Here is a 21,821-nt window from a genome sequence, read left to right as displayed (position 1 = left end):
TTCCTGATTTATTATCTTAAGTTATTGATTTATTATTAACCTATCTTCACATATCTTGGATCAGAATTAAATACCATCTTTAATCGACAAATTTAATTTTTTAAGTGTCATTCACTATCTAAATACGCCAAAATCATCTTCGATAATTCTACTTTAAGCTGCTGTTCTGTAATTAAAAAACTATTATTGCTCACATAGCGCATCATGGTAAATAAGGTACTATTAATGATTACAAAAGAGCGGTGTTTCAAAGTTTCAAAGTTCCAATGTGAATAATAGCGATTAAATAAATACATCCCAACTTCAAAAAAATGCTTTTCCAAAACCTGAGAGGCATCTGAATGACTGTATTGATGCCAATGTTTTAAGATCTCAATGAAGAAGCCACGATCAGCTTTCAACATATCAAAGCCAAACTGAATACAAAGTGGGATCACCTCATAAATACTGTGCTGCTCTTGCTCCACGACTATATTTTTTAGTGCTAACCCCAATTGTTCTGATTTTCTGAGCAATAACTCTTCTACGATTTGTTCTTTATTTTCAAAATATTGATAAATTGACCCAACGCTCACCCCAGATTTTTCCGCAATTTTGGGCGTCGTCAGCTCCAGTAAATCTTGTTCTGCAATACACAACTGCGCAGCTTGCAAAATGCTTTCCACAATCATTTTCGCGCGTTGTTGTTGTGGTTTTTTTCTCATTCTATTGCTCTCCAATGCGATAGTGTTATGCGAATTGAATGCGAATTGAATGCGAATAAATATTCATATTAGTGTGGTATGCAACAATAACATTGAAGATCAAAACATGACCACTCACTTCAATACCCGACTGGCTTCATTTCAGGCCACGCAGCAATCTAATCTGCTGAGTTTTCTACTGTCTCATTTGACAGGTCAAGCTGCACAGCCGAATTACCCTCAATATCTTGCCCTCAATAAAGCCCTGCAATGTTGTGATCCCCAGATGGAAAAAGTGCTCACGTGGATGATGCAGAACCCTAAACAGCATCGTGAATATTTTGAAATCGCTTTATTTAAAGGTGTAGAGCAACTTCCCTTTTCTATTCCCGAACTCGAACATTTTTTTAAGCATGTTGAACAAATACCGCCGTGGCTAGAGCCAGAAAAAATACAGCAGGCCATTGAATTCACTCATCGTCTAGGGATTAACAATGGCTTTATTTTGCGAGACCTTTCACTCATGGTCGGTTATCTATTCCCCGGTTTCAATCAACCGCTCATGCTGACGGGTGCTTTAAATAAACAAGCCGGTACACGTCTGGCTGAAACCATTAAATGGTGGGTAGATATCACTGAAGATAGAGGACTCGAACGTTTGCATGCGGGGGCTTACATCGACGATTTATGTGCGTTTTATTCATGCTTTGGTACGGCATCAACTCCAAAAAGGTAAAGACTGGGATTTTGCAACGTGGGGGGCGCCGATGAATCAATTTGACTTGGCGATGACCAATCTTGCCTTTAGCAGTGTGGTACTTTTGGGCATTCGCGCTTTAGGAATTTTTCCATCAAAACAAGAAACTGAAAGCTTTTTACATTTTTGGCGTTATGTGGGGTGGTTAATGGGTATTGATGAAAAATGGTTAATTGAAAAAGAATCAGATGGTTGGAAACTGCTGTATTGGATGCAATTTGTACACCCTCAATCTGATGCAAGCAGTATGGCTCTCGGCGCCAGTCTCTCTAAAGAACCTTTTGAAAGACAATACAAATACCTCCGACCATTTCAGCAAAAACTGGCTTATCGACAACATCTGGAGCTGACACAATTTTTTATTGGCAAAAAACGCATGCATAAATTAGGGCTCAAACCACAATCCGCCGCATGGTTTGCCTATTATTTATTGGCTAGAAATCTTGTCCTGTATTCAGGCGCTAAGCATCTCCCAAGTTTAAATCAAAAATTACAGCAAAAAGGCCGTGCGATTCAAAAACTCGGTTTAGCACTGTATCAAAGTAAGGCCAAACAACTAGCCAGTATGCACCAATAAAAAAAGCAGAGCGATCGCTCTGCTTTTTGGATGACAAATGTCAGGACTTAGAATTTCATCGAAATACGTGCCCAATAATTGCGACCGATATTATTAAACTGTTGATCAGTCGCTAAACCTGTCCCTGCATCACCCAGTTTATTTAGATGTTCGGTATAAGTTTTATTCAGGAGATTATCCACACCCACAGATACATCTACACCCTCATTAATATGATAAGTACCATTTAAAGACAGTGTGCCAAATCCTGCACTTTCTTTCAGGTCATAACCCACGATATTGCCTTGGTGCGCACTGATACGATTTTGCCCATCAACCACACGCCAGAATGCTCCCAAAGTATAATTATCTTGGATATAACGTAAGTTGATACGTGCTTCTAACGGTGAGATTTGTGGTAATGGCTTGCCATCTGTGGTGTTTTCACCCCACGCATACATGGCGCTCACATCTGCCTGCAAAGCATCGGTAAATTGATAACCTATACCAACTTCTGCACCTGCAATCGTTGCATCCACATTGCGAGTATGCGCCTCTAAAGGATTTTCTTTACTCTGAGGCTTGTTTTCATCTCTCAGTTTGTAATTCGTCAAAATATAATCATTAATTAAACCTGCATAAGCCGATGCCCAAGAGCTGAATGCACCATGTTCATGTTGATAGCCAAAGTCCAATTGAAGGGTTTTTTCAGTATCAATGTGATTAAACGTATTTTTATTTCCGTTACCAGACAGAGGACTAAACAATTCCCAATAATCAGGCATACGCTCTACATAGCCCAAACCGACATAAGTTTTAGCATCATGGTGCGGATGTTGATTTTCCAAACGAATAAAGCCACTTGGCAAAGTTTCTTTACGTTGTTGAGCTGTTTGCACTGCGTCTACTTCAATTTGATCAATACGCACACCTGTGACTAACTTGTTTTGATCGTTGAATTGATAACCAAGCTCACCAAAACCTCCTATAGATTGAAACTCCATATCCACAGTACGAGGCAAATTTTTATAGCTGTTCATTCTGCCTTTACGACCACTATGCTCATTATTTTGAGTATCAACACCTGTCACAAAGTCAACTTTATCCCACTCATGTGTCACCGCCATACGTGCATTTAATGTTCTGCGAGCAACATTCGATGCCATTGGCATATTCATCATGCCACTTGGTTGAAACTCACGTAAGCTGAAGTTATCCATGACATGATCATTAAAACTATAGTTGACCTGTGCTTCGATTTTTTTAATCACCTCTGTGACATTTTTTTTCTCGACACGAAGGCCTAAGCTTTCACGGGCAAATTGCGAACCATCCATTGAACGGCCTGCGTATACCGCCTCACCATCGGCTTTACCTCCAGTAAGTTCTACCCATGTATCTTCGTTTGGCGTCCAACCAAGAGCCAAATCTGTATTCCACCGCTCCCAGTCTGACGGCACAGTATTACCATCTCCGTCTTGGTAGCTATCCGCAACAGAACGACTGGCATTCAAACGGACATATTTTTTCTCATCACCGACTGCCGCTTCGACATTGTGATCTAAACGACCATAAGAACCGATCATCACACTGGCTTGACCACGGTAGTTTTTATCAGCATCGAACTGTTCAGGTTTGCGTTCAAACAAGACTGTTGCAGCAGAACCTGTATTGGCATATTGAACCGTTTGAGGTCCTTTAATCACTGAAATTCGGTCATAACTTTCAGGGGAAATATAAGACGTTGGTGCATCCATACGACTCGGACACGCCCCTAGATTTTCTGTGCCATCGGTCAATATTTTAATGCGTGAACCAAACATGCCACGGAAGGTTGGATCTGCATTGGTTCCCCCATTTTTAATAGCACTAAAACCTACAATACTTTTTAAATAATCGGCCCCATCACTGGCAGGTATCGGTTGAATCGGCTGTTTGGGATTGGCACGAACAATCAGGCCATTGGCATCATTCCCCTGATGTGATGTCACCACAATCGGTGCCAAAGTCTGTACCGCATTGGTTTCCGTCATCTCTACGGACATCTCGTCAGCCATCACAGAAGTTGAATAGCAGGCAACACAAATTGCAGCCGCAAGAGGCTGTAGAAAAAATTTAGGCTGAGCCATGTTTATCTCACAAAATACATAAATAAAGGCGTACCTGAGTCCTCAACGACCCAAGTTAAAAAAACGTCGGATTTATGCAGCGAGTGGTGGGGCTCGACCTTGCGGAAGTAAAAAGAGTTGTTGAAGAACAAACCAGACATGCTTGAAAGCTTTTTGAAAAGCAATTAAACGAACTTGAATTCGATCAAGCACTTCTTTTACATCAAGTTCAGGAGGCAAAACCAAATTGCCATAGACCGTACAATACTGACATTGATGACTGGCATCATGTTCATGGGCAGTATGATCGACTTGAACCTGCTCTGCGTGAGCGGAAGAGGAATGGTGTGAATGTGCGGTATGTTCAGCATGAACATTGGGAAGTAAAAGTGCACGCGTAATGGTTTCGCAGACCGGAGCAACTTGATATTGCTTGGGCAACAATGGCTGTAAAAAAACAGCAATCTGCAAAAAAACGGCTGCAAAGGACAGCAGCACTCCACTACGAAACAATACAAGCAAACCCTAACATTTGTCTGACCCAAGTATAACAAAGCCCAATCGAAATTGGGCTTGTCTCAGGTATTTTTTAACCGCGATCAATTAACGTTTAACTGCGACTTTATCTTTTTGACGTTGGCGAACCAATTTTTCCACTTTGTCACGTGCACGTTGACGTTTCAAAGGCGATAGATAGTCGACGAATAACTTACCATTTAAGTGATCCATTTCATGTTGGATACAAACTGCGAGAAGTCCGTCCGCTTCCACTTCAAATGATTGACCTTCAAGGTTAATTGCCTGAATTTTTACACGTGACGGGCGCTCAACTTTATCGTATATTTGAGGCACTGATAAACAGCCTTCTTCATAGGGCTGCGTCTCTTGCGTCAATGGCGTAATTTTGGGGTTAATAAACACCATGGGTTGATCTTTTTCTTCAGATAAATCCATGACTATCAGCTGAATATGGTGATCTACCTGTGTTGCTGCCAGGCCAATTCCCGGTGCTTCATACATAGTTTCAAACATGTCGGCTGCTAACTGACGAATTTCATCAGTAACTTCTTCGACTGGTTTTGCAATGGTACGAAGACGGGGATCGGGGAAACTTAAAATAGGTAATAAGGCCATACGACGTCCTCACTTATGCCATTGATCAAAAAACAAAATGAAGGAATGCTTCATCAAAAAATTGTGTGTAATATCGTTATTATAACGCAGTTACATACATAATTTTAGGAATTATGATAATGAAAAAGGTTTTGAAGGGCATGCCAACTTTTAGTGCCTTGGGGTTTAAAAAACAATTATTGGCACTTACAGTCTGTGTAAGTGTGGGGATGGGAATGGTCAGTGTTGCAGAAGCTGCCCCTGCTCGTAACGTCAATCCACCGTCATTGAAGGCAGGTGCCCCTCAAGTTTATGTGGTGAAAAAAGGCGATACGTTGTGGGATATTTCCAAGCGTTTCTTAAAAAATCCCGTGCGCTGGCCTGAAATCTGGGCGAGCAATAAACACGTGAAAAATCCGCACTGGATTTTCCCAGGTGACCGCCTATTAATGTGTACCTACAATGGCCGCCCAATCATCGGTAAGGATGAAGGTGATGGCTGTGAAGGTATTATTCGTCGCTATACAGGTGGCACTAAACTTCAACCACAAGTTCGTGTTGAATCCCTCAACAGTGCGATTCCGGTTATCCCATTAGAATATATTAAGCAATGGCTTGAGCGCAGCATGATTGTTGCCGCTGATTCTGTTGAAGGCACACCTTACATTTTAGGTACAGCTGATCAACGTGTATTAGCTGCCAAAGGCCAAACAGTTTATGCACGCGGCCAAGGCATGCAAGTCGGTCAACGATATGCTGTTTACCGTGAAGGCGAACCGTACATCTTTACCGATGCAAACGGCAAAAAATACAACGCAGGTTTAGAACTGACTCAAGTCGCTTCAGGTGTTGCCGTTCGTGGTGAAAATGACATTACCACTTTAGAACTAACCGATACTTATAATGCTGAAGTTCGTCGTGGCGATCGTGTTCTTCCTGAATATGACCCAATGCTGCCAACACTGTTCTATCCAACCAATGCAGAAAATGTCACTGCTGGCGGTAGTGTAGTTCGTGTTATGGGCTCGATTGGTACTGCAGCGGTTCACAGTGTTGTGACGATCGACCGTGGTAGCTTGCAAGGCGTTCAATCTGGTCAAGTCTTTAGCGTGAACCAAAAAGGTGAAATCGTGACTGATCCAAAAACCAAAGAACGTGTTCAACTTCCAGGACAACGTATTGGTAACATTATGGTATTCAAAACGTTTGATAACCTAAGCTATGCTTATGTACTTGAAAGCGAATTACCAATCAAAGTAGGTGCAACGATTCAGCCACCACTGATGGATGACTAAGACCAAATCCATAAAAATGAGGCTGTATTTCAGCCTCATTTTTTATTATCCAACAACAATATCACTAATAATTTTAAACCATAAAAAGAAGACAGATTCAAAGGTCTCATTATGCTCAACTCATTGACTGACTTGCATTTAGATTACATTCGCCTGTGGTTTGTGGTGCAACACTCACTTCGTAGTTTCTATAAAATTCAGCAGCACTATCCTGCCCTACACCACGCCCTTAAGCCTGATCAAATCACCACATGGCAAAAATTAGGACTGCATAAAAATCATTTACAGCGCTTTGAAGAATTTCATAGTCCAAGTGGACAGCTTAGCTTTGAAAAATGTCTCAAGGATATTCAACAATACAGTGACTTTGTACTGATTCCTGAAGACCTGAACTATCCTCAACAGCTTTTACCTTATAGCGACAAGCCGCCCATTCTATTTGGGCAAGGTAATGCCCAAGCCTTGATGCAACCCCAAATTGCGATTGTTGGTAGCCGCAAACCTAGTCCCCAAGGTCGGCAAATTGCTTATGATTTTGCTTATTATCTAAGTGAGCAAGGGTTCTACATCAATAGCGGTTTAGCACAAGGAATTGATGAAGCGGCACATCGCGCTGCCATACAACACCACAGAACCATTGCCGTGATGGGCACAGGTTTAGATCAAACTTATCCGACCGCACATCAGCGTTTAAGACAAGAGATCATCCAACATGGTGGGACCGTAATCAGTGAGTTTCTTCCACACACTCCACCCCTGCAACACCATTTTCCACATCGAAATCGTATCGTCAGTGGGCTCAGCCTTGGTGTCATCGTGGCGGAAGCGGCATTAAAAAGTGGTTCACTGATCACAGCTCAACGCGCTGCCGAACAAGGCAAATCTATTTTTGCCATCCCAGGCCATATTTATAGTGAGTCGCATCAAGGTTGCCATCAACTCATACGCGAAGGTGCAATTTTGATTGATCATCCACAACAGGTCATTGAAGACTTAGCATTGGCAACACAGTGGCAATCACAAGCTGCCGAAACATTAACAACCACCGAAATAGCGACACCCGAAACAGCAACACCGGACACTCCACCACCCGAACCCATCCCAGAACATTTAATTGCGCTGTATCGGCAACTCGATTGGGTCGGCCAAAGCCTTGATCAATTGTCCATTCAACTCAAAATTGATACCGCGACATTGACCAGTCAACTGATGGAATTAGAGTTAATGGGCTATGCCACACAACAAGCCGGACACTACTTACGTTGTAGAATGGGTAAATTAGGTTCACAATAGTCCTTTGTCGAATCAGATAAGGTCTATAGAAATGATTACCACCTCTGTTGCAGAAGCAGCTTCCTGTCTTAAAAAAGGTCAGGTTCTCGCATATCCTACAGAGGCTGTTTGGGGATTGGGCTGTGATCCCTACAATGAGCAAGCCTTTCTCGAAATTTTGCGCTTAAAACAACGTCCCATTGAAAAAGGCGTGATTTTATTGGCTGCCAATGTCGCTCAAGTTGAACACCTGCTTCAAGGCTTAACAGAAGATATGCGTCAGCAAGTCATTGCGACATGGACCAACCGTAAACCCAATGAACGTGCAACTACATGGTTATTACCGGCTGGCGACCATATTCCAACATGGATTAAAGGCAATCATCCAAAAGTCGCAGTCCGTGTGACTACCCACTCTTTATGTGTGGCTTTATGCCAAGCTTTTAATGGCTTTATTGTGTCTACTAGTGCCAATCCTGCAGGATTAACCCCTGCACGTTCCCTACAAGAAGCCAATCAGTATTTTGCCAATGAACTAAATTACTTAAATGGTGATCTCGGCCTAAGCCAAGAACCAAGTAAAATTATTGATGCTGAAACAGGTGAAATCATCCGCGCATAAGCTCGGATGCCTGTCTACACCTGCCTTTCGGGGAAATACAGACAAAAAAAAGCTCAGCCATATAGGGATGGCTGAGCATAAAAAAGGATGTGTATAAAATCACATCCAGAGGGTCTTGCAATCTCTGGGTAAATATCAAGTAATTATTAAGAACTACTTCATCATTTACGATGAAAGTATTATGTAATATTTTTTTAAATTTAACAAATAGATTTTTTATATAAATAAAACTACTGATAAGCACTTTATTTGTGATTTTATAACCACTTAGTCAAAATATGTGCCTATTTTTGATTGATTTTTAAGACGAGCATTTGTTTTTTTAATTCAGTTTTACACTCAAAAATCCATTTTCAAAAGATTTGCTCTATAAAAAAACAAGTTTGTTTGCTTGTTTTTTAATCAATACTTCTCGTAAATTTTCAACTTTTTACTGGATTTACTTACGCTGCGCCAAGATCACCCCAGCAATCGCCATCACTGTGCCGACGGTATGATAAAACATCCACTGCTCAGCCAACCAGAAATAGGCAATGATCGCGGTAAATACGGGCATCAAATTCATAAAAATACTGGTGCGATTCGGGCCGAGATATTGCACAGCCAACATCCATACCAATGGTGCAATCAGTGATGGAAAAATTGCCGCATAAAATACACTTGGCGCATTGGCAGGATTAATCGCGTCTATGCCTAAATACAATACGAATGGCAAGTGATATAAAACGGCAAAGAAAATTTGTACATATAAGCTCAACAGTAGCGGAAGTTTCAATTGCCATTTTTTTAAAAACACCCCATAAAAGGCATAAAAGAACACTGCGAAGATCATGAGGATATCGCCGAAATGTCCGCCCATATTCAGTAATTGACTGAAATCTCCTTGCGCAATGACAAACAATAGCCCCGTAAATGAAATCGCACAGCCCAAGATGGCATAGCGATTAGGCACATCTTTCAGTATGAAAAATGCAACGGCAATCGTAAAAACAGGGATAAAGGCATTGATGATGCCCATATTGGTCGCCGTCGTATAATGCGCAGCGGTATAGCCCAAGCCTTGATATAACACCATGCCAAAAGCACTCAGCACAGCCAATTGCTGCCAATGCTGCCCGATAAGCTGTCTTTGCTGCCAAACGGTTTTGAGCATAAAGGGGGTTAGGATCAAAAATGCAATAAACCATCGATAAAAACTGATACTGACTGGTGAAATATAATCAGTTACATAGCGGGTGACGGTAATATTTAACGACCATATAAATACTGCGATCAGAGGCAAACAAATTGCAAATTTCGCCCAACGCGCTTGAAGCAACATGTCTGACTCCTCAATATATCGTGCAAAGATTGGTCTAGGTATTTTGAGTGATGTCTGTTTTAATTGAAATACATGATTTCAGACATTTATATTGTAGTTCAGACATCGACACCTAGGCATATATGACATCAGCACCGATTGAACAACAAATCGAGCTTTTTGAAGCGCACTACACCACATTAGATACGGTCTATCCGCACAGTTGTCTTTGGGGTGATTTTAATTTTTGTCTCGATGGTATTTTCGAATATGAGATACAAGGGCAACACCATCTCTCACCTGCCAGTTATGGGGTGTGGATTCCCCCACATACAGAACATTGCTCAGTCGCGATTGATGAGCAACCTATTCATTATGTGGCAATCCGACTGGCACCTGATCTCTGCATAAATTTCCCCAAGCAGACGGAAGTATTTAGCATCCAGCCTTTCTTTCGTTTGTTGGTGCAAGAAATTTTGGCCTTTCCTACAGAGCAACATACCACACCACCCTATCGACACCTACTACAGGTCTTATTCGACCAGTTAAAAACTGCACCCAAACATCAACATTATTTACCGCAAAGCCATGATGCGGTGTTAAAGCCGATCTTGGCGCAGCTTGCAGATGTAGATCATTTTAGTTTGAGCCTACAACGATGCTTATCCAATGTCGGTTTGAGTGGGCGTCAGTTACTGCGGCTGAGTCAGAACGAACTGCAAATGAGTCTTTCTGAATGGCGAAACCGTGCAAAAATTATTTATGCCATTCAACAACTCCGTGCTGGTCAGTCTATTAAAGCTCTCAGCTATGAATTGGGCTATCAACACAGCTCAAGCTTTATTGAGTTTTTTAAACGCTATACAGGAAAAACCCCAAACCAACACCGTGCCACTAGTTAAATGCCAAGCACTCAAGCAAGCCTCAGCTCGAATTCTGCAAACTACTACAAAAATTATGCGAAAATCCTATCGACAAAAGCTTGCTGTTCACCAGATTTCCCTTTAAAACAAGGATGAAAGGCACAACTTCAATTAGGAACGAATATGTCAGCTTCAGTTTACGATATCCCGGTAAAAACCATCCAAGGTGATGACACCACACTCAATCAATACCAAGGCAAGGTTTTATTATTGGTCAATGTGGCCTCTAAATGTGGGCTAACACCGCAATATGAAGGCCTAGAAAAACTCTATACAGAGAAGAAATCACAAGGTTTTGAAGTCTTAGGTTTTCCTGCCAATAACTTTTTAGAACAAGAACCTGGTTCTGAAGCTGAAATTCAAGAATTTTGCTCAATCAACTACAAGGTTGATTTCCCACTTTTTGCAAAAATTTCTGTGGCAGGCGCGGATAAACACCCACTTTATCAAACCTTAACCCAAGCCATCCCTGAACGCATTGGTGAAGGCCCATGGTGGGATGATTTAGTTGAATACGGTTTAACTCCAAATCCTAAGCCTGAAGTTTTATGGAATTTTGAAAAATTCCTCGTGAATAAACAAGGCGACGTTGTGGCACGATTTGCACCTGACATCAAGGCAGATGATGCTCGTATTGTCGATGCCATTAACGCTGAATTAGCCAAATAATTCGACAATATCTCAATCTCTCAGTTAAGATTATTGTGATTTTAACTGAGATTAATCATTTTAAATTATCACAATAATATTTAATAATTATCACATATTGATAATTTACACATTTCACCCATTGTTTTAATATTTCATATACACATTGTTCAAAGCTTCCCTGTAAATACTCATTATGATGAGTCTTATCAATTCACATCCAGCAGTAAACAGGTGAACTTAAAATACATTATTGAAAGCTATCGTTTTATCTATTTTTTGACAGCACGTGTATCTGCGCTAACAATAGATGCACGGCAAAATACTCAAAAGGCGAAAACCCAACAGCACACTAAACAATACACACGGGGTAAAAACCAAAGCCAGAACAAGAAAAAAGCGGTAAATCCATCACATACCTGGCGTTCTGGACGAAAAGTATCTTCTGAATACCGTGGTCATCGCTACAAAGGTGACCACAACAAATATAAAAAATTGTCTAAATCAGGCAAAAACCAACAATGGATTAAAGTGAATAGTGACTACATTTTAATGAATGCTGTCAGCCACGCCATGATCAAAATCATTGCGGGTTAAACCCACCAAAACATCAAAAGAGGGCAAATGCCCTCTTTTTTTTGTTCAAGCGATTATTTTGTTATTGCTTTGCAACAATCTATTTTTAATCCACATTCTGCCCCTATATTCAAAGCATAGACTTAACACATAGTGATGATTGAATGAAAAAGCTAGTGCAGAATGCCCTTCTCCCTTTTGCCATTTTTAGTGGTGTTTTGGTGCTGATTGGCTGTGAACCTGCCACAGCACCGCAACAGGAACAAGAAATCGCAGCAGAAAATGATCGCCCTGCAACAACATCAACAAACGAAGATCAATCTGCGACACAAAGTCAGGCAACCGATCAAAGCCAATTAAAAAGCGGCAATATGTTTTATATCGTTCGCGATGTGGCGGATATGCAACTTAAAGCCGGCAATTATGTTGAACAACTCAAACAAACGCAGGTCGATTTAGAAGCCGCAGTCAGCAACCAAGATCATCTCCAATTACAAAAAGCTGCAACCCAGCTGCAACAGCAGCTCAAAGGTTTTAATCAAGCTTTGAATGATTTAAATCTAAAAAGCATTGAGATTAATGATATTCGCAGCAATTTACAGGCAGCGAATCAGCAAGTGTTGGCCTCACCTTTTCTCAATGGACAAGTCGATTTAAGCAAAGTTGATTTTCAGAAAATTCAAAATCAAATGGGCAATATTCAAGCTGAAATGCTGAAATTGGCAGGTATGTTGATCCAAGATCAAGCTGGAAAAAGCTCATCTACTGCACCCACTGAAACTGAATAAATAGCGAAATCTAGCATTTCCATTGCATTCCACCTGTTTTAAATCAAAAAAGCGTTAGACCTTGAGCTAACGCTTTTTTTCTTACAGTTCCGCTATAGAACACGACTGTTTTTCCTTTTAGATTAATGCTTAATAATAAAGCCAATGATGGAACAGTTATGTCAAACGCTGTGATTTATAACATTACACCCATTACCTTTCGTTTAGATTTAAAAGATCCTTTCTTATTTACTGCCCATCATATTGATCATTTTCCTGCTGCAAATGCTGATATGGGGCCAAAAACAGCCGCAGAAAAAGATGAATTCAATATGTACTATGGCGATGTGGTTCCAGGTTTTCCGGAGCATCCACATACTGGCTTTGAAACCATTACCTTGGTTGAACAAGGCTATGTCGATCATTTCGATTCATTAGGCAATGGCGGACGCTATGCTGCTGGTGATGTGCAATGGCTGTCTACAGGCAATGGCGTTGAACACTGTGAAATGTTCCCCCTACTGCATGAAGACAAAGCCAATCCATTTGAACTTTTCCAAATTTGGTTTAATTCATCGGCTGAACAGAAAACCCATGATGCCGACTATAAAATGTTTTGGCGTGAAGACATTCCTCACGTCTTTGAAACCGATAGTGAAGGAAAAAAATCGGATATACGTGTAATTTCAGGGCAGTTCAAATCCACTGATGCTATTTCCCGACCGCCACACTCATGGGCGGCTGCCGCAGAAAATAAAGTCAACATTTATTTAATCACCCTGCAAGCAGGTGCGGAGTTGGTGATTCCCGCAACAACAAGTAGCTCCAACCGTTTTGCTTATTTTTATCAAGGCAATACATTAGAAATAGAAGGTCAAACCATTCAGATGAAGCATTTGGTTGAACTCCAATCAGATGCCGACGTCCATCTCAAAGCAGGTGGATTAGAAGCCCGGATTCTGTGGTTAGAAGGTGAACCGATTAATGAACCCGTGGCAATGCGCGGTCCATTTGTGCTCAATACCACTGAAGAACTCAATGCGGCTTTTAAACGCTATCGTGAAACCCATTTTGGAGATTGGCCTTGGCCAACACCCGCACCGGTCTTCAAACCTAATCAGGCTCGATTTGCCAGTTATGAAGGCGGTCAACGTGTAGAGCACCCAGAGCAAGAAAACTCACAAGTGTCTTAAAGTTCAATTAGTTGGATTGAGCAAATTCAAAGGTATTACAGTTTTTATCTTGTCCAAGTGCGCGTTGAACATCTTGTTTAAAGCGTGCTTGAGCAAAGGTATATTGCTTCGGCAAAAATAAGGTAATACGTGTCGTCTGTGGATCTAAACTTTCGACCAACATTTTATGCAAATACGCCCCATGTTCAGTCCGTGCCATCAATGTCCCCTGCTCCAAATGCTCTTCTAAACGATTATCGGTATAGACGTAGCGATTGTTCGCGGTAAACGCAACACAGTGATTATAGGCTTGTCGCAGATTTCGAAAGGCGGTCAAATATGGGATCTCAAGCTCCGTACTGATGCCATTATCAACCGATTCAGCGACAAGTGCAGCTTCAGTGGGAAGATTGGGTGTCGTGACGTATTGGCTTTGGCATGCAGCGAGCAAACCACAACAGAGACACAGCGATAAACTGGTAAAAAATTTGAGCATACAGACCTATGTAAATTGTTCTTATTCATTTTGCAGCGATTGTAGCAAAACTGCGTTGCTGATTTAATACTCTATTATTCATTCCATGCTTTCATTGCAGACACCATGCAGCTGATTATTTTTACAGGCGTTCAAGCCTCTGGCAAATCAACCTTTTACATGTTGAATTTATATCATAGCCATTTACGTATTAATTTGGATATGTTGAAAACCCGACATCGGGAAAATATGATCTTTGAAGCTGGTTTGGCATCCAAAACAAAAATGGTGATTGATAATACCAACCCAGATCGGGAAGCTCGTGCTCGCTATATCCAACGTGCAATTGATGCAGGTTTTGAGGTGATTGCTTATTATTTTGAAACCGATTTGGACAGTACCTTAAAACGCAACAGTTTTCGTGAAGGCAAAGCCCATATTCCAGAAGTTGGCGTGCGTGCTACTTATCGCAAACTTCAAGTTCCATCACAGGATGAAGGCTTTGATCTAATTTTTAAAATTAAAATTATCAGTCACGGCGAGTTTTCAATTTTACCCATGCATGAATAACAACCATTAACCTGCTTTTTGGCTATCTTGCCATTTTTTAAAAGCCGATTGCATGGCCTGACGTTCATATGGTTTCACTAAACGACTTTCTAATGAAGCAAAATCACCTTTATAGGCAGCAGCAACCATCGATTTTGCCAGTTCTTGAATACTCACGCACCCACGGTGTTCATATTGTTGAACTTCTTCATGGGTGAGTTCAACATCCCAACATGACACTACAGAACTGAGATCAACCGCAATGCTCAAGTAATATTGATCAAAGTCTTGATAAAGTTCCCAAAAATGCGGCTCATAGGCGATAAGATTCATGGTGCAATGCTAGCTGATTGAATTTAATCACTATAAAGATTGTATTGAATAAAATATATTCAACTTTAGGTGATAGATATAAAGCCTGAGCTGAAAAGTTTAGGGGAAAATTTTGATAAGAGATTTGATGTGAATATTATGGAGAATAGAAATTTCTCAATTATTCATTACAAATAAATCACTTCAAATTCATCAAAGACAATCAAATGAAATTTACTTACCAGTTATGTTCTTTGAACTCAATATTTGGGCAATATTGTTGTATTATCTTTTCTACGTCATTATTAATTTGGTCTAAGGGCAAAATAATCCCTATACATATACCGAAGAAAACAATTAAATGAGTTTGCGTTTTCTCAATATTTGATACTAAACTCCATGAAAAAATTTGAGTGTAATACTCAGTACTTTCGATAAGATTTTTCTCTGTAATCTCAATTTCTTTATCCCCAATGAAAATTTTCGAATTTTCAGCCATATGATCGATATATCGTATCTTAAACATATTTTGAAAAAGAGAGTTTACTTTGGGCAATAATCCTAATAAAAGAGCGACTAAAACAATCAAGTAATTCAAAAGTGAAGAATCATTTTTGAAGAAAATAAAAATAAAGAGACCGACTATTAATAGTATAAAAAATTTAAACACTAATCTGAGAAACTTAACTTCGAATTTGTCATATACAACAGGATTAATAAGCTCTTCGTTTAGCACCTGAAATACATAAAAATCTTCATTGGTTAATTTAATATTGAGTTTCATTTTATTTTTTATATCAAGATTTATTTGCTAAATATTATATCCATCTCGATTTAAGTTGTATATTTGAACATAAAAAAACCACCCTTTCGGGTGGCTCTTTCAATCTCAAACTGCGTCTTATTGAGCGCGGTTTTTGATTTTGCGGATGGTTTCCAACTGAGCAGCAGTTTCTGCAAGAGCAGCCAATGCAGCAGCTGAGTCCAAGTCGCTCTTTTGATTTGCTAACAATTGTTCAGCTTGTTTACGAGCTTCAATAATTGCTGCTTCATCAAGGTTGTCAGCACGTACTGCAGTATCTGCAAGTACAGTAACAACGTGCGGTTGAACTTCTAGTACACCACCTGATACATAGATTAATTCTTCTGTACCATTTTCAAGCAGAACGCGGATTGCGCCCGGCTTGAGCAAAGTTACTAGTGGTGCATGGCCAGGCATAATACCCAACTCACCACCAGCACCTTTAGCAATTAGCATAGTTACAGTGCCAGAGTACAAAGACTCTTTAACACTTACAACGTCACATTGCATAGTTGACATGAGAATCTCCTAAATTAGGTAACTAATTAAAGTTTCTCAGCTTTAGCAATAACTTCGTCAATACCACCAACCATGTAGAACGCTTGTTCTGGAATGTGGTCGTATTCACCAGCTAGAAGACCTTTAAAGCCACGAATTGTTTCTTTAAGCGGTACAAGTTTACCAGGAGCACCAGTAAACACTTCAGCTACGTGGAACGGTTGAGAGAAGAAACGTTGGATCTTACGTGCACGGTATACAGTAAGTTTGTCTTCTTCTGCCAATTCGTCCATACCAAGAATTGCGATAATGTCTTTCAATTCTTTGTAACGTTGAAGAACGTTTTGAACTGAACGAGCGATTTCGTAATGCTCAGTACCCACCACAAGTGGATCTAACTGACGTGAAGTAGAGTCAAGTGGATCGATCGCTGGGTAAATACCAGAAGATGCGATGTCACGGCTCAATACAACAGTCGCGTCCAAGTGAGCGAAGGTAGTCGCAGGCGATGGATCTGTTAAGTCATCGGCAGGTACGTATACCGCTTGAATTGACGTAATAGAACCAGACTTAGTAGACGTAATACGTTCTTGAAGAACACCCATCTCTTCTGCAAGAGTCGGTTGGTAACCTACTGCAGATGGCATACGACCTAGAAGTGCTGATACTTCAGTACCCGCTAGTGTATAACGATAGATGTTGTCGACGAACAATAGAACGTCACGGCCTTTACCGTTTTCGTCTTTTTCGTCACGGAAGTACTCAGCCATAGTCAAACCAGTCAACGCTACGCGTAAACGGTTACCTGGTGGCTCGTTCATCTGACCGTAGACCATTGCTACTTTGTCTAGAACGTTAGAGTCTTTCATTTCGTGATAGAAGTCGTTACCTTCACGAGTACGTTCACCAACACCAGCAAACACAGATAAACCTGAGTGAGCTTTTGCGATGTTGTTGATCAACTCCATCATGTTTACAGTTTTACCAACACCGGCACCACCGAACAGACCAACTTTACCACCTTTGGCGAACGGGCAAAGTAAGTCAATGACTTTAATACCAGTTTCTAAAAGGTCAGTAGAAGCCGCTTGTTCTGCATAAGAAGGCGCTTGACGGTGAATTGGTAAACGAGCTTCAGTACCAACAGGACCAGCTTCGTCGATAGGGCGACCAAGAACGTCCATGATACGACCTAAACATGCAGTACCTACAGGTACAGAGATAGGCGCGCCAGTGTTAGTTACAGTAAGACCACGCTTAAGGCCTTCAGTAGAACCCATTGCAATAGTACGAACTACGCCATCACCAAGTTGCTGCTGAACTTCTAATGTAGTTTCAGTACCATCAACATGGAGAGCGTCATAGATCTTAGGAACGCTGTTACGTTCAAACTCGACGTCGATAACCGCGCCGATGATCTGAATGATACGACCGCTACTCATTGCTGTCTCCTCAATTCAAACTAATAATGTTAAACGGCAGCGGCACCACCAACGATCTCAGAGATTTCCTGAGTAATCGCGGCTTGACGCAGCTTGTTATAAATAAGTTGTAGGCTCTTGATCAATTCACCCGCGTTATCAGTTGCAGCTTTCATTGCAACCATACGAGCAGACTGTTCACATGCGATGTTTTCAATCACACCTTGATAAACCATAGACTCAATGTAACGAACCAATAAACCATTTAAAAGCTCTTCAGCTTCTGGTTCATAGATATAGTCCCAACCGTATTGACGGTTTAGACCTTCGCTTTCCTCAGCAGCTGCTAAAGGAACAAGCTGTTCGATTTTTTGGTTTTGAGTCATGGCGTTGACAAAGCCGTTTGACACTAGATAAATACGATCTAACTCGCCTTTATCAAACGCGTCTAACATCACCTGTACAGAACCAGTTAACTGTTCAAGACTCGGAGCATCACCTACGTTTGTAGTTGCACCAAGAACTTTACCGCCGTAGTTTTTAAAAAACGAAACCGCTTTTTGACCAATTAAAGCAAATTGAACTTCAATTGACTGCTCTTGTTGCTGTTGTACGTGTTTTACCACTTTTTTGAACAAGTTAATGTTCAAACCACCAGCAAGGCCACGATCTGAAGAAACAATGATATAGCCAACGCGCTTTACAGGACGTTCAACCATATAACGGTGTTTGTATTCAGGGTTCGCTTGTACCAAATGAGCAATTACACGGTGCATATTTTCGGCATACGGACGGCCTTGAGCCATGCGCTCTTGCGCACGACGCATCTTAGAAGCTGCTACCATCTGCATCGCGCGAGTAATTTTCTGCGTGCTTTTGATACTAGCTACTTTGGCGCGAATTTCTTTTAAATTTGCCATACGCTTAACCTAGTATTCGAAAGCCCTTTCGAGCTTCCGAAGGTTGATCCGTGAACCAAACCAAAACCAGATTCAACACAGTTGAATCTTAGTAAGTTTGAGTCGCTTTAAAGCTTTCAATACCTGCTTTGATTGCTGCTTCGATTTCTTTATCGTAAGCACCAGTCTCGTCAATTTTTTGCATTAACGCAGCATTTTCTGAACGGAAGTAAGAGATCAACGCAGCATCAAATGCAACGATTTTCTTCACTTCTACGTCAGCCATGTAGCCTTCGTTAGATGCATAAATTGAAACAGCTTGGTCAGCAATTGAGTATGGAGCATATTGTTTTTGCTTCATAAGCTCAGTTACACGTTGACCATGTTCAAGCTGTTTACGAGTTGCTTCGTCAAGGTCAGAAGCGAACTGAGCAAACGCAGCTAATTCACGGTATTGCGCAAGAGCGGTACGGATACCACCTGACAATTTTTTGATGATCTTAGTTTGAGCAGAACCACCAACACGTGATACAGAGATACCCGCGTTCACAGCAGGACGAATACCTGCGTTGAATAATGATGTTTCTAAGAAGATCTGACCGTCAGTAATCGAAATTACGTTTGTAGGTACGAATGCAGATACGTCACCGGCTTGAGTTTCAATAATCGGTAATGCAGTTAATGAACCAGTTTGGCCTTTAACTTCACCATTAGTGAATTTCTCAACGTAGTCAGCAGATACACGTGAAGCACGTTCAAGTAAACGTGAGTGTAGATAGAATACGTCACCAGGATATGCTTCACGACCTGGTGGACGACGTAGAAGCAATGAAATTTGACGGTAAGCAACAGCTTGTTTAGACAAGTCATCATAAATGATAAGCGCGTCTTCACCGCGGTCACGGAAGTACTCACCCATTGTACAACCAGCATACGGAGCAAGATACTGCATCGCTGCAGGATCAGCTGCAGCAGCTGCTACAACAGTTGTGTACGCCATAGCGCCAGTTTCTTCTAGCTTGCGCACAACGTTAGCGATAGTCGATTGTTTTTGACCAATTGCTACGTATACACATTTAATGCCAGAATTTTTCTGAGCGATGATCGCATCGATCGCCATAGCTGTTTTACCAGTTTGACGGTCACCGATGATCAACTCACGTTGACCACGACCAACAGGGATCATTGTATCTACTGATTTATAACCAGTTTGTACAGGTTGATCCACTGATTGACGCCAAATTACGCCTGGTGCTACTTTTTCAACAGCATCAGTAAGTTTTGCGTCAATAGGGCCTTTACCATCAATTGGGTTACCAAGAGCATCTACTACACGGCCTAAAAGTTCTGGACCAACCGGAACTTCTAATACACGACCTGTGCAACGAGCTTTTTGACCTTCTTGAAGGCTTAAGTAGTTACCTAAGACAACGGCACCCACTGAATCCTGTTCTAGGTTCAGTGCCATACCAAATAAGCCGCCGTCGAATTCGATCATTTCACCGTACATTGCATCAGCAAGGCCGTGAATGCGCACAATACCGTCGGAAACCATAACAATGGTCCCTTCGTTCTTAGCGGTCGCGCTGGTGTCCAGATCGCCGATACGCTGTTTAATGAGCGCACTGATCTCGGATGGATTCAGTTGTTGCATTGCGCTATACCTCAATCTTTTTAAAGTTCAGTCTTCGAGCTGTTAAGCAAGAAGACGAGTCCGCATTTTTTCAAGCTTGTTAAGCGCAGAATCATCTATCACTTGGTCGCCTGCACGAATAACTACACCCGCGATTAACGCTGGGTTAACTTCTACAGAAACATTTACGGCAGCTTCGAATTTTTTCTCTAATGCATGCGCAAGTAATTGTTCTTGTACAGAAGTCAATGGGAATGCAGATTCAATCACTACATCCACAGTATTGTTATTCTGTGATTTGAGCTGTTCGTATTCTTCTGAAATTTCAGGAAGAAGTGCCAGACGGTCATTATCGGCAAGCAATGTCAAAAAGTTTGACACTGCTGCAGTCTGGTCTTCACCTAAAACTTTTGCGAAAACACTTACCTGCTCAGCAGGAGTAAGCTCAGGGCGATTTAGATAAGCTGAAAATGCTTCGTCTTGCACCGCAGCACTGAGCAAGTTCAATGCATTTGACCAAGTGTCAGTTGCATTTTGCTCAGAAGCGTAAGCAAATGCTGCTTTAGCGTATGGGCGTGCCAACGTCAAGAGTTCAGCCATAATCCGCCTCTCTTAAAGTTTAGCAGCCAGCTGAGTCAGCATGGCATTGTGAGCTTCTGCGTCAACTTGCTGGTTCAGAATTTTTTCTGCGCCAGTAACTGCAAGAGCAGCAACTTGTTGACGTAATTCTTCGCGAGCAGCATTGATTTCAGTATCAACAGCTTCTTTAGCTTGTTGACGAATACGCTCACCTTCAGCCGCAGCTTGAGTACGCGCTTCTTCTACCAATTGCGCACCACGACGGTTCGCTTGTTCGATCAATTGAGCCGCTTGTGCTTTAGCCGCGTCTAATTCAGCTTTCACTTGTGCTTGCGCATCCGCAAGGTCAGCTTTTGCTTTTTCAGCAGCGTTTAAGCCATCAGCGATTTTACGCTGACGCTCACTAATCGCATTGATTAGTGGTGGCCATACAAACTTCATGCAGAATGCGACAAAAATCGCAAATGCAATCGCTTGGCCAATCAATGTGAGGTTGATATTCATTGCTATTCCTCAATAGTTTAATTTAGGAATTAAGCTGATTAACCTACAAATGGATTAGCGAAGATGAAGAACAAGCCAATACCAACACCGATCATAGGCACAGCATCAAGAAGACCTGCGATTAAGAACATACGAGTTTGAAGTTGTGGAGCCAATTCTGGTTGACGAGCAACAGCTTCTAAGAAACGGCCGCCTAGAAGACCAAAACCAATCGCAGTACCTAAAGCACCAAAAGCGATCAAGATAGCAGATGCAATTGCAACTAGACCTAAAGTGAGTTCCATGATAATTCCTCAGAGGTTAGGTTTATACCAAATTAAGTTAAAAAATTGTGTGCCCAACCACCCTTTGACAGTT

The 21,821-nt window shown here is 41.3% G+C and carries 24 protein-coding genes and 1 pseudogene; 10 read left to right on the top strand and 15 right to left on the bottom strand.

Features of this window, described 5'->3' with window-relative positions:
* Positions 1 to 107 precede the first annotated feature (107 nt).
* Positions 108 to 704, bottom strand: coding sequence for a TetR/AcrR family transcriptional regulator (locus MST17_RS00945; RefSeq protein WP_180026131.1), 597 nt, complete (start codon positions 702 to 704; stop codon positions 108 to 110).
* A gap of 106 nt (positions 705 to 810) precedes the next feature.
* Between MST17_RS00945 and MST17_RS00940 the strand changes: the two are divergent.
* Positions 811 to 2,017: pseudogene (locus MST17_RS00940) on the top strand (oxygenase MpaB family protein).
* Positions 2,018 to 2,064: 47 nt separating this feature from the next.
* Here the strand turns inward: MST17_RS00940 and MST17_RS00935 are convergent.
* The 3 genes from MST17_RS00935 to def all read right to left on the bottom strand — a co-directional run bounded on the left by MST17_RS00935 (position 2,065) and on the right by def (position 5,238).
* Positions 2,065 to 4,125, bottom strand: coding sequence for a TonB-dependent copper receptor (locus tag MST17_RS00935; protein ID WP_180026132.1), 2,061 nt, complete (start codon positions 4,123 to 4,125; stop codon positions 2,065 to 2,067).
* Positions 4,126 to 4,197: 72 nt separating this feature from the next.
* Complete coding sequence (locus MST17_RS00930) at positions 4,198 to 4,617, bottom strand: DUF2946 family protein (RefSeq protein WP_180026133.1); 420 nt, start codon at positions 4,615 to 4,617, stop codon at positions 4,198 to 4,200.
* 90 nt (positions 4,618 to 4,707) lie between these two features.
* Positions 4,708 to 5,238, bottom strand: coding sequence for a peptide deformylase (gene def, locus MST17_RS00925; RefSeq protein WP_078191459.1), 531 nt, complete (start codon positions 5,236 to 5,238; stop codon positions 4,708 to 4,710).
* Between the two features lie 119 nt (positions 5,239 to 5,357).
* On the opposite strand from def, the gene MST17_RS00920 reads away from it, so the two are divergent.
* The 3 genes from MST17_RS00920 to MST17_RS00910 all read left to right on the top strand — a co-directional run bounded on the left by MST17_RS00920 (position 5,358) and on the right by MST17_RS00910 (position 8,406).
* A complete protein-coding gene (locus MST17_RS00920) occupies positions 5,358 to 6,512 on the top strand; it encodes a LysM peptidoglycan-binding domain-containing protein (RefSeq protein WP_180022161.1) in 1,155 nt (384 codons plus the stop codon).
* Positions 6,513 to 6,623: 111 nt separating this feature from the next.
* Complete coding sequence (dprA, locus tag MST17_RS00915; protein ID WP_180026134.1) at positions 6,624 to 7,805, top strand: DNA-processing protein DprA; 1,182 nt, start codon at positions 6,624 to 6,626, stop codon at positions 7,803 to 7,805.
* Between the two features lie 31 nt (positions 7,806 to 7,836).
* A complete protein-coding gene (locus MST17_RS00910; protein WP_111885874.1) occupies positions 7,837 to 8,406 on the top strand; it encodes an L-threonylcarbamoyladenylate synthase in 570 nt (189 codons plus the stop codon).
* Positions 8,407 to 8,845: 439 nt separating this feature from the next.
* Here MST17_RS00910 and MST17_RS00905 read toward each other — a convergent pair whose 3' ends face one another.
* Positions 8,846 to 9,727: a DMT family transporter gene (locus tag MST17_RS00905; protein ID WP_180026135.1), complete on the bottom strand. Its 882-nt coding sequence runs from the start codon at positions 9,725 to 9,727 to the stop codon at positions 8,846 to 8,848.
* Between the two features lie 122 nt (positions 9,728 to 9,849).
* Here MST17_RS00905 and MST17_RS00900 point away from each other — a divergent pair, with 122 nt between their 5' ends.
* The 5 genes from MST17_RS00900 to MST17_RS00880 all read left to right on the top strand — a co-directional run bounded on the left by MST17_RS00900 (position 9,850) and on the right by MST17_RS00880 (position 13,813).
* Entirely contained in the window at positions 9,850 to 10,608 is a 759-nt protein-coding gene (locus tag MST17_RS00900; protein ID WP_180022165.1) for a helix-turn-helix transcriptional regulator, read from the top strand.
* A gap of 144 nt (positions 10,609 to 10,752) precedes the next feature.
* Positions 10,753 to 11,298, top strand: a complete 546-nt coding sequence (locus tag MST17_RS00895; RefSeq protein ID WP_180026136.1) for a glutathione peroxidase — start codon at positions 10,753 to 10,755, stop codon at positions 11,296 to 11,298.
* A gap of 213 nt (positions 11,299 to 11,511) precedes the next feature.
* Positions 11,512 to 11,874, top strand: coding sequence for an RcnB family protein (locus MST17_RS00890; RefSeq protein ID WP_257246877.1), 363 nt, complete (start codon positions 11,512 to 11,514; stop codon positions 11,872 to 11,874).
* Positions 11,875 to 12,017: 143 nt separating this feature from the next.
* The gene (locus tag MST17_RS00885; RefSeq protein ID WP_180026137.1) at positions 12,018 to 12,641 is read left to right on the top strand and encodes a hypothetical protein; all 624 of its coding nucleotides are present in this window, start codon (positions 12,018 to 12,020) and stop codon (positions 12,639 to 12,641) included.
* 158 nt (positions 12,642 to 12,799) lie between these two features.
* Positions 12,800 to 13,813: a pirin family protein gene (locus tag MST17_RS00880; protein WP_180026138.1), complete on the top strand. Its 1,014-nt coding sequence runs from the start codon at positions 12,800 to 12,802 to the stop codon at positions 13,811 to 13,813.
* A gap of 7 nt (positions 13,814 to 13,820) precedes the next feature.
* Here the strand turns inward: MST17_RS00880 and MST17_RS00875 are convergent, their stop codons facing one another.
* A complete protein-coding gene (locus tag MST17_RS00875; RefSeq protein ID WP_180026139.1) occupies positions 13,821 to 14,288 on the bottom strand; it encodes a hypothetical protein in 468 nt (155 codons plus the stop codon).
* 105 nt (positions 14,289 to 14,393) lie between these two features.
* Here MST17_RS00875 and MST17_RS00870 point away from each other — a divergent pair, with 105 nt between their 5' ends.
* Positions 14,394 to 14,837, top strand: a complete 444-nt coding sequence (locus MST17_RS00870; protein WP_180010757.1) for an AAA family ATPase — start codon at positions 14,394 to 14,396, stop codon at positions 14,835 to 14,837.
* 6 nt (positions 14,838 to 14,843) lie between these two features.
* Here the strand turns inward: MST17_RS00870 and MST17_RS00865 are convergent, their stop codons facing one another.
* The 9 genes from MST17_RS00865 to atpE form a co-directional block, all read right to left on the bottom strand.
* A complete protein-coding gene (locus tag MST17_RS00865) occupies positions 14,844 to 15,149 on the bottom strand; it encodes a hypothetical protein (RefSeq protein ID WP_180010759.1) in 306 nt (101 codons plus the stop codon).
* Between the two features lie 217 nt (positions 15,150 to 15,366).
* Positions 15,367 to 15,912, bottom strand: a complete 546-nt coding sequence (locus MST17_RS00860) for a hypothetical protein (protein ID WP_180026140.1) — start codon at positions 15,910 to 15,912, stop codon at positions 15,367 to 15,369.
* 117 nt (positions 15,913 to 16,029) lie between these two features.
* The gene (locus MST17_RS00855; RefSeq protein WP_078191472.1) at positions 16,030 to 16,449 is read right to left on the bottom strand and encodes a F0F1 ATP synthase subunit epsilon; all 420 of its coding nucleotides are present in this window, start codon (positions 16,447 to 16,449) and stop codon (positions 16,030 to 16,032) included.
* 26 nt (positions 16,450 to 16,475) lie between these two features.
* Complete coding sequence (gene atpD / locus MST17_RS00850) at positions 16,476 to 17,870, bottom strand: F0F1 ATP synthase subunit beta (RefSeq protein ID WP_078191473.1); 1,395 nt, start codon at positions 17,868 to 17,870, stop codon at positions 16,476 to 16,478.
* Positions 17,871 to 17,899: 29 nt separating this feature from the next.
* Positions 17,900 to 18,769, bottom strand: a complete 870-nt coding sequence (gene atpG, locus MST17_RS00845) for a F0F1 ATP synthase subunit gamma (protein ID WP_078191474.1) — start codon at positions 18,767 to 18,769, stop codon at positions 17,900 to 17,902.
* Positions 18,770 to 18,857: 88 nt separating this feature from the next.
* The gene (atpA, locus tag MST17_RS00840) at positions 18,858 to 20,402 is read right to left on the bottom strand and encodes a F0F1 ATP synthase subunit alpha (RefSeq protein ID WP_078191475.1); all 1,545 of its coding nucleotides are present in this window, start codon (positions 20,400 to 20,402) and stop codon (positions 18,858 to 18,860) included.
* Positions 20,403 to 20,444: 42 nt separating this feature from the next.
* Positions 20,445 to 20,981: a F0F1 ATP synthase subunit delta gene (locus MST17_RS00835; RefSeq protein ID WP_180026141.1), complete on the bottom strand. Its 537-nt coding sequence runs from the start codon at positions 20,979 to 20,981 to the stop codon at positions 20,445 to 20,447.
* Between the two features lie 12 nt (positions 20,982 to 20,993).
* Positions 20,994 to 21,464 carry a F0F1 ATP synthase subunit B gene (locus tag MST17_RS00830; RefSeq protein ID WP_078191477.1) on the bottom strand — a complete coding sequence of 157 codons (471 nt, stop codon included), beginning with the start codon at positions 21,462 to 21,464 and terminating at the stop codon, positions 20,994 to 20,996.
* Positions 21,465 to 21,502: 38 nt separating this feature from the next.
* Positions 21,503 to 21,748, bottom strand: coding sequence for a F0F1 ATP synthase subunit C (atpE, locus tag MST17_RS00825; protein WP_000424060.1), 246 nt, complete (start codon positions 21,746 to 21,748; stop codon positions 21,503 to 21,505).
* Positions 21,749 to 21,821: the final 73 nt, after the last annotated feature.

The organism is Acinetobacter sp. YH16056_T, from assembly GCF_024605895.1.
Lineage (GTDB): Bacteria > Pseudomonadota > Gammaproteobacteria > Pseudomonadales > Moraxellaceae > Acinetobacter > Acinetobacter amyesii.
Note: the sequence above shows the minus strand (reverse complement) of the source record. Positions and strands in the feature narration are given on the sequence as shown.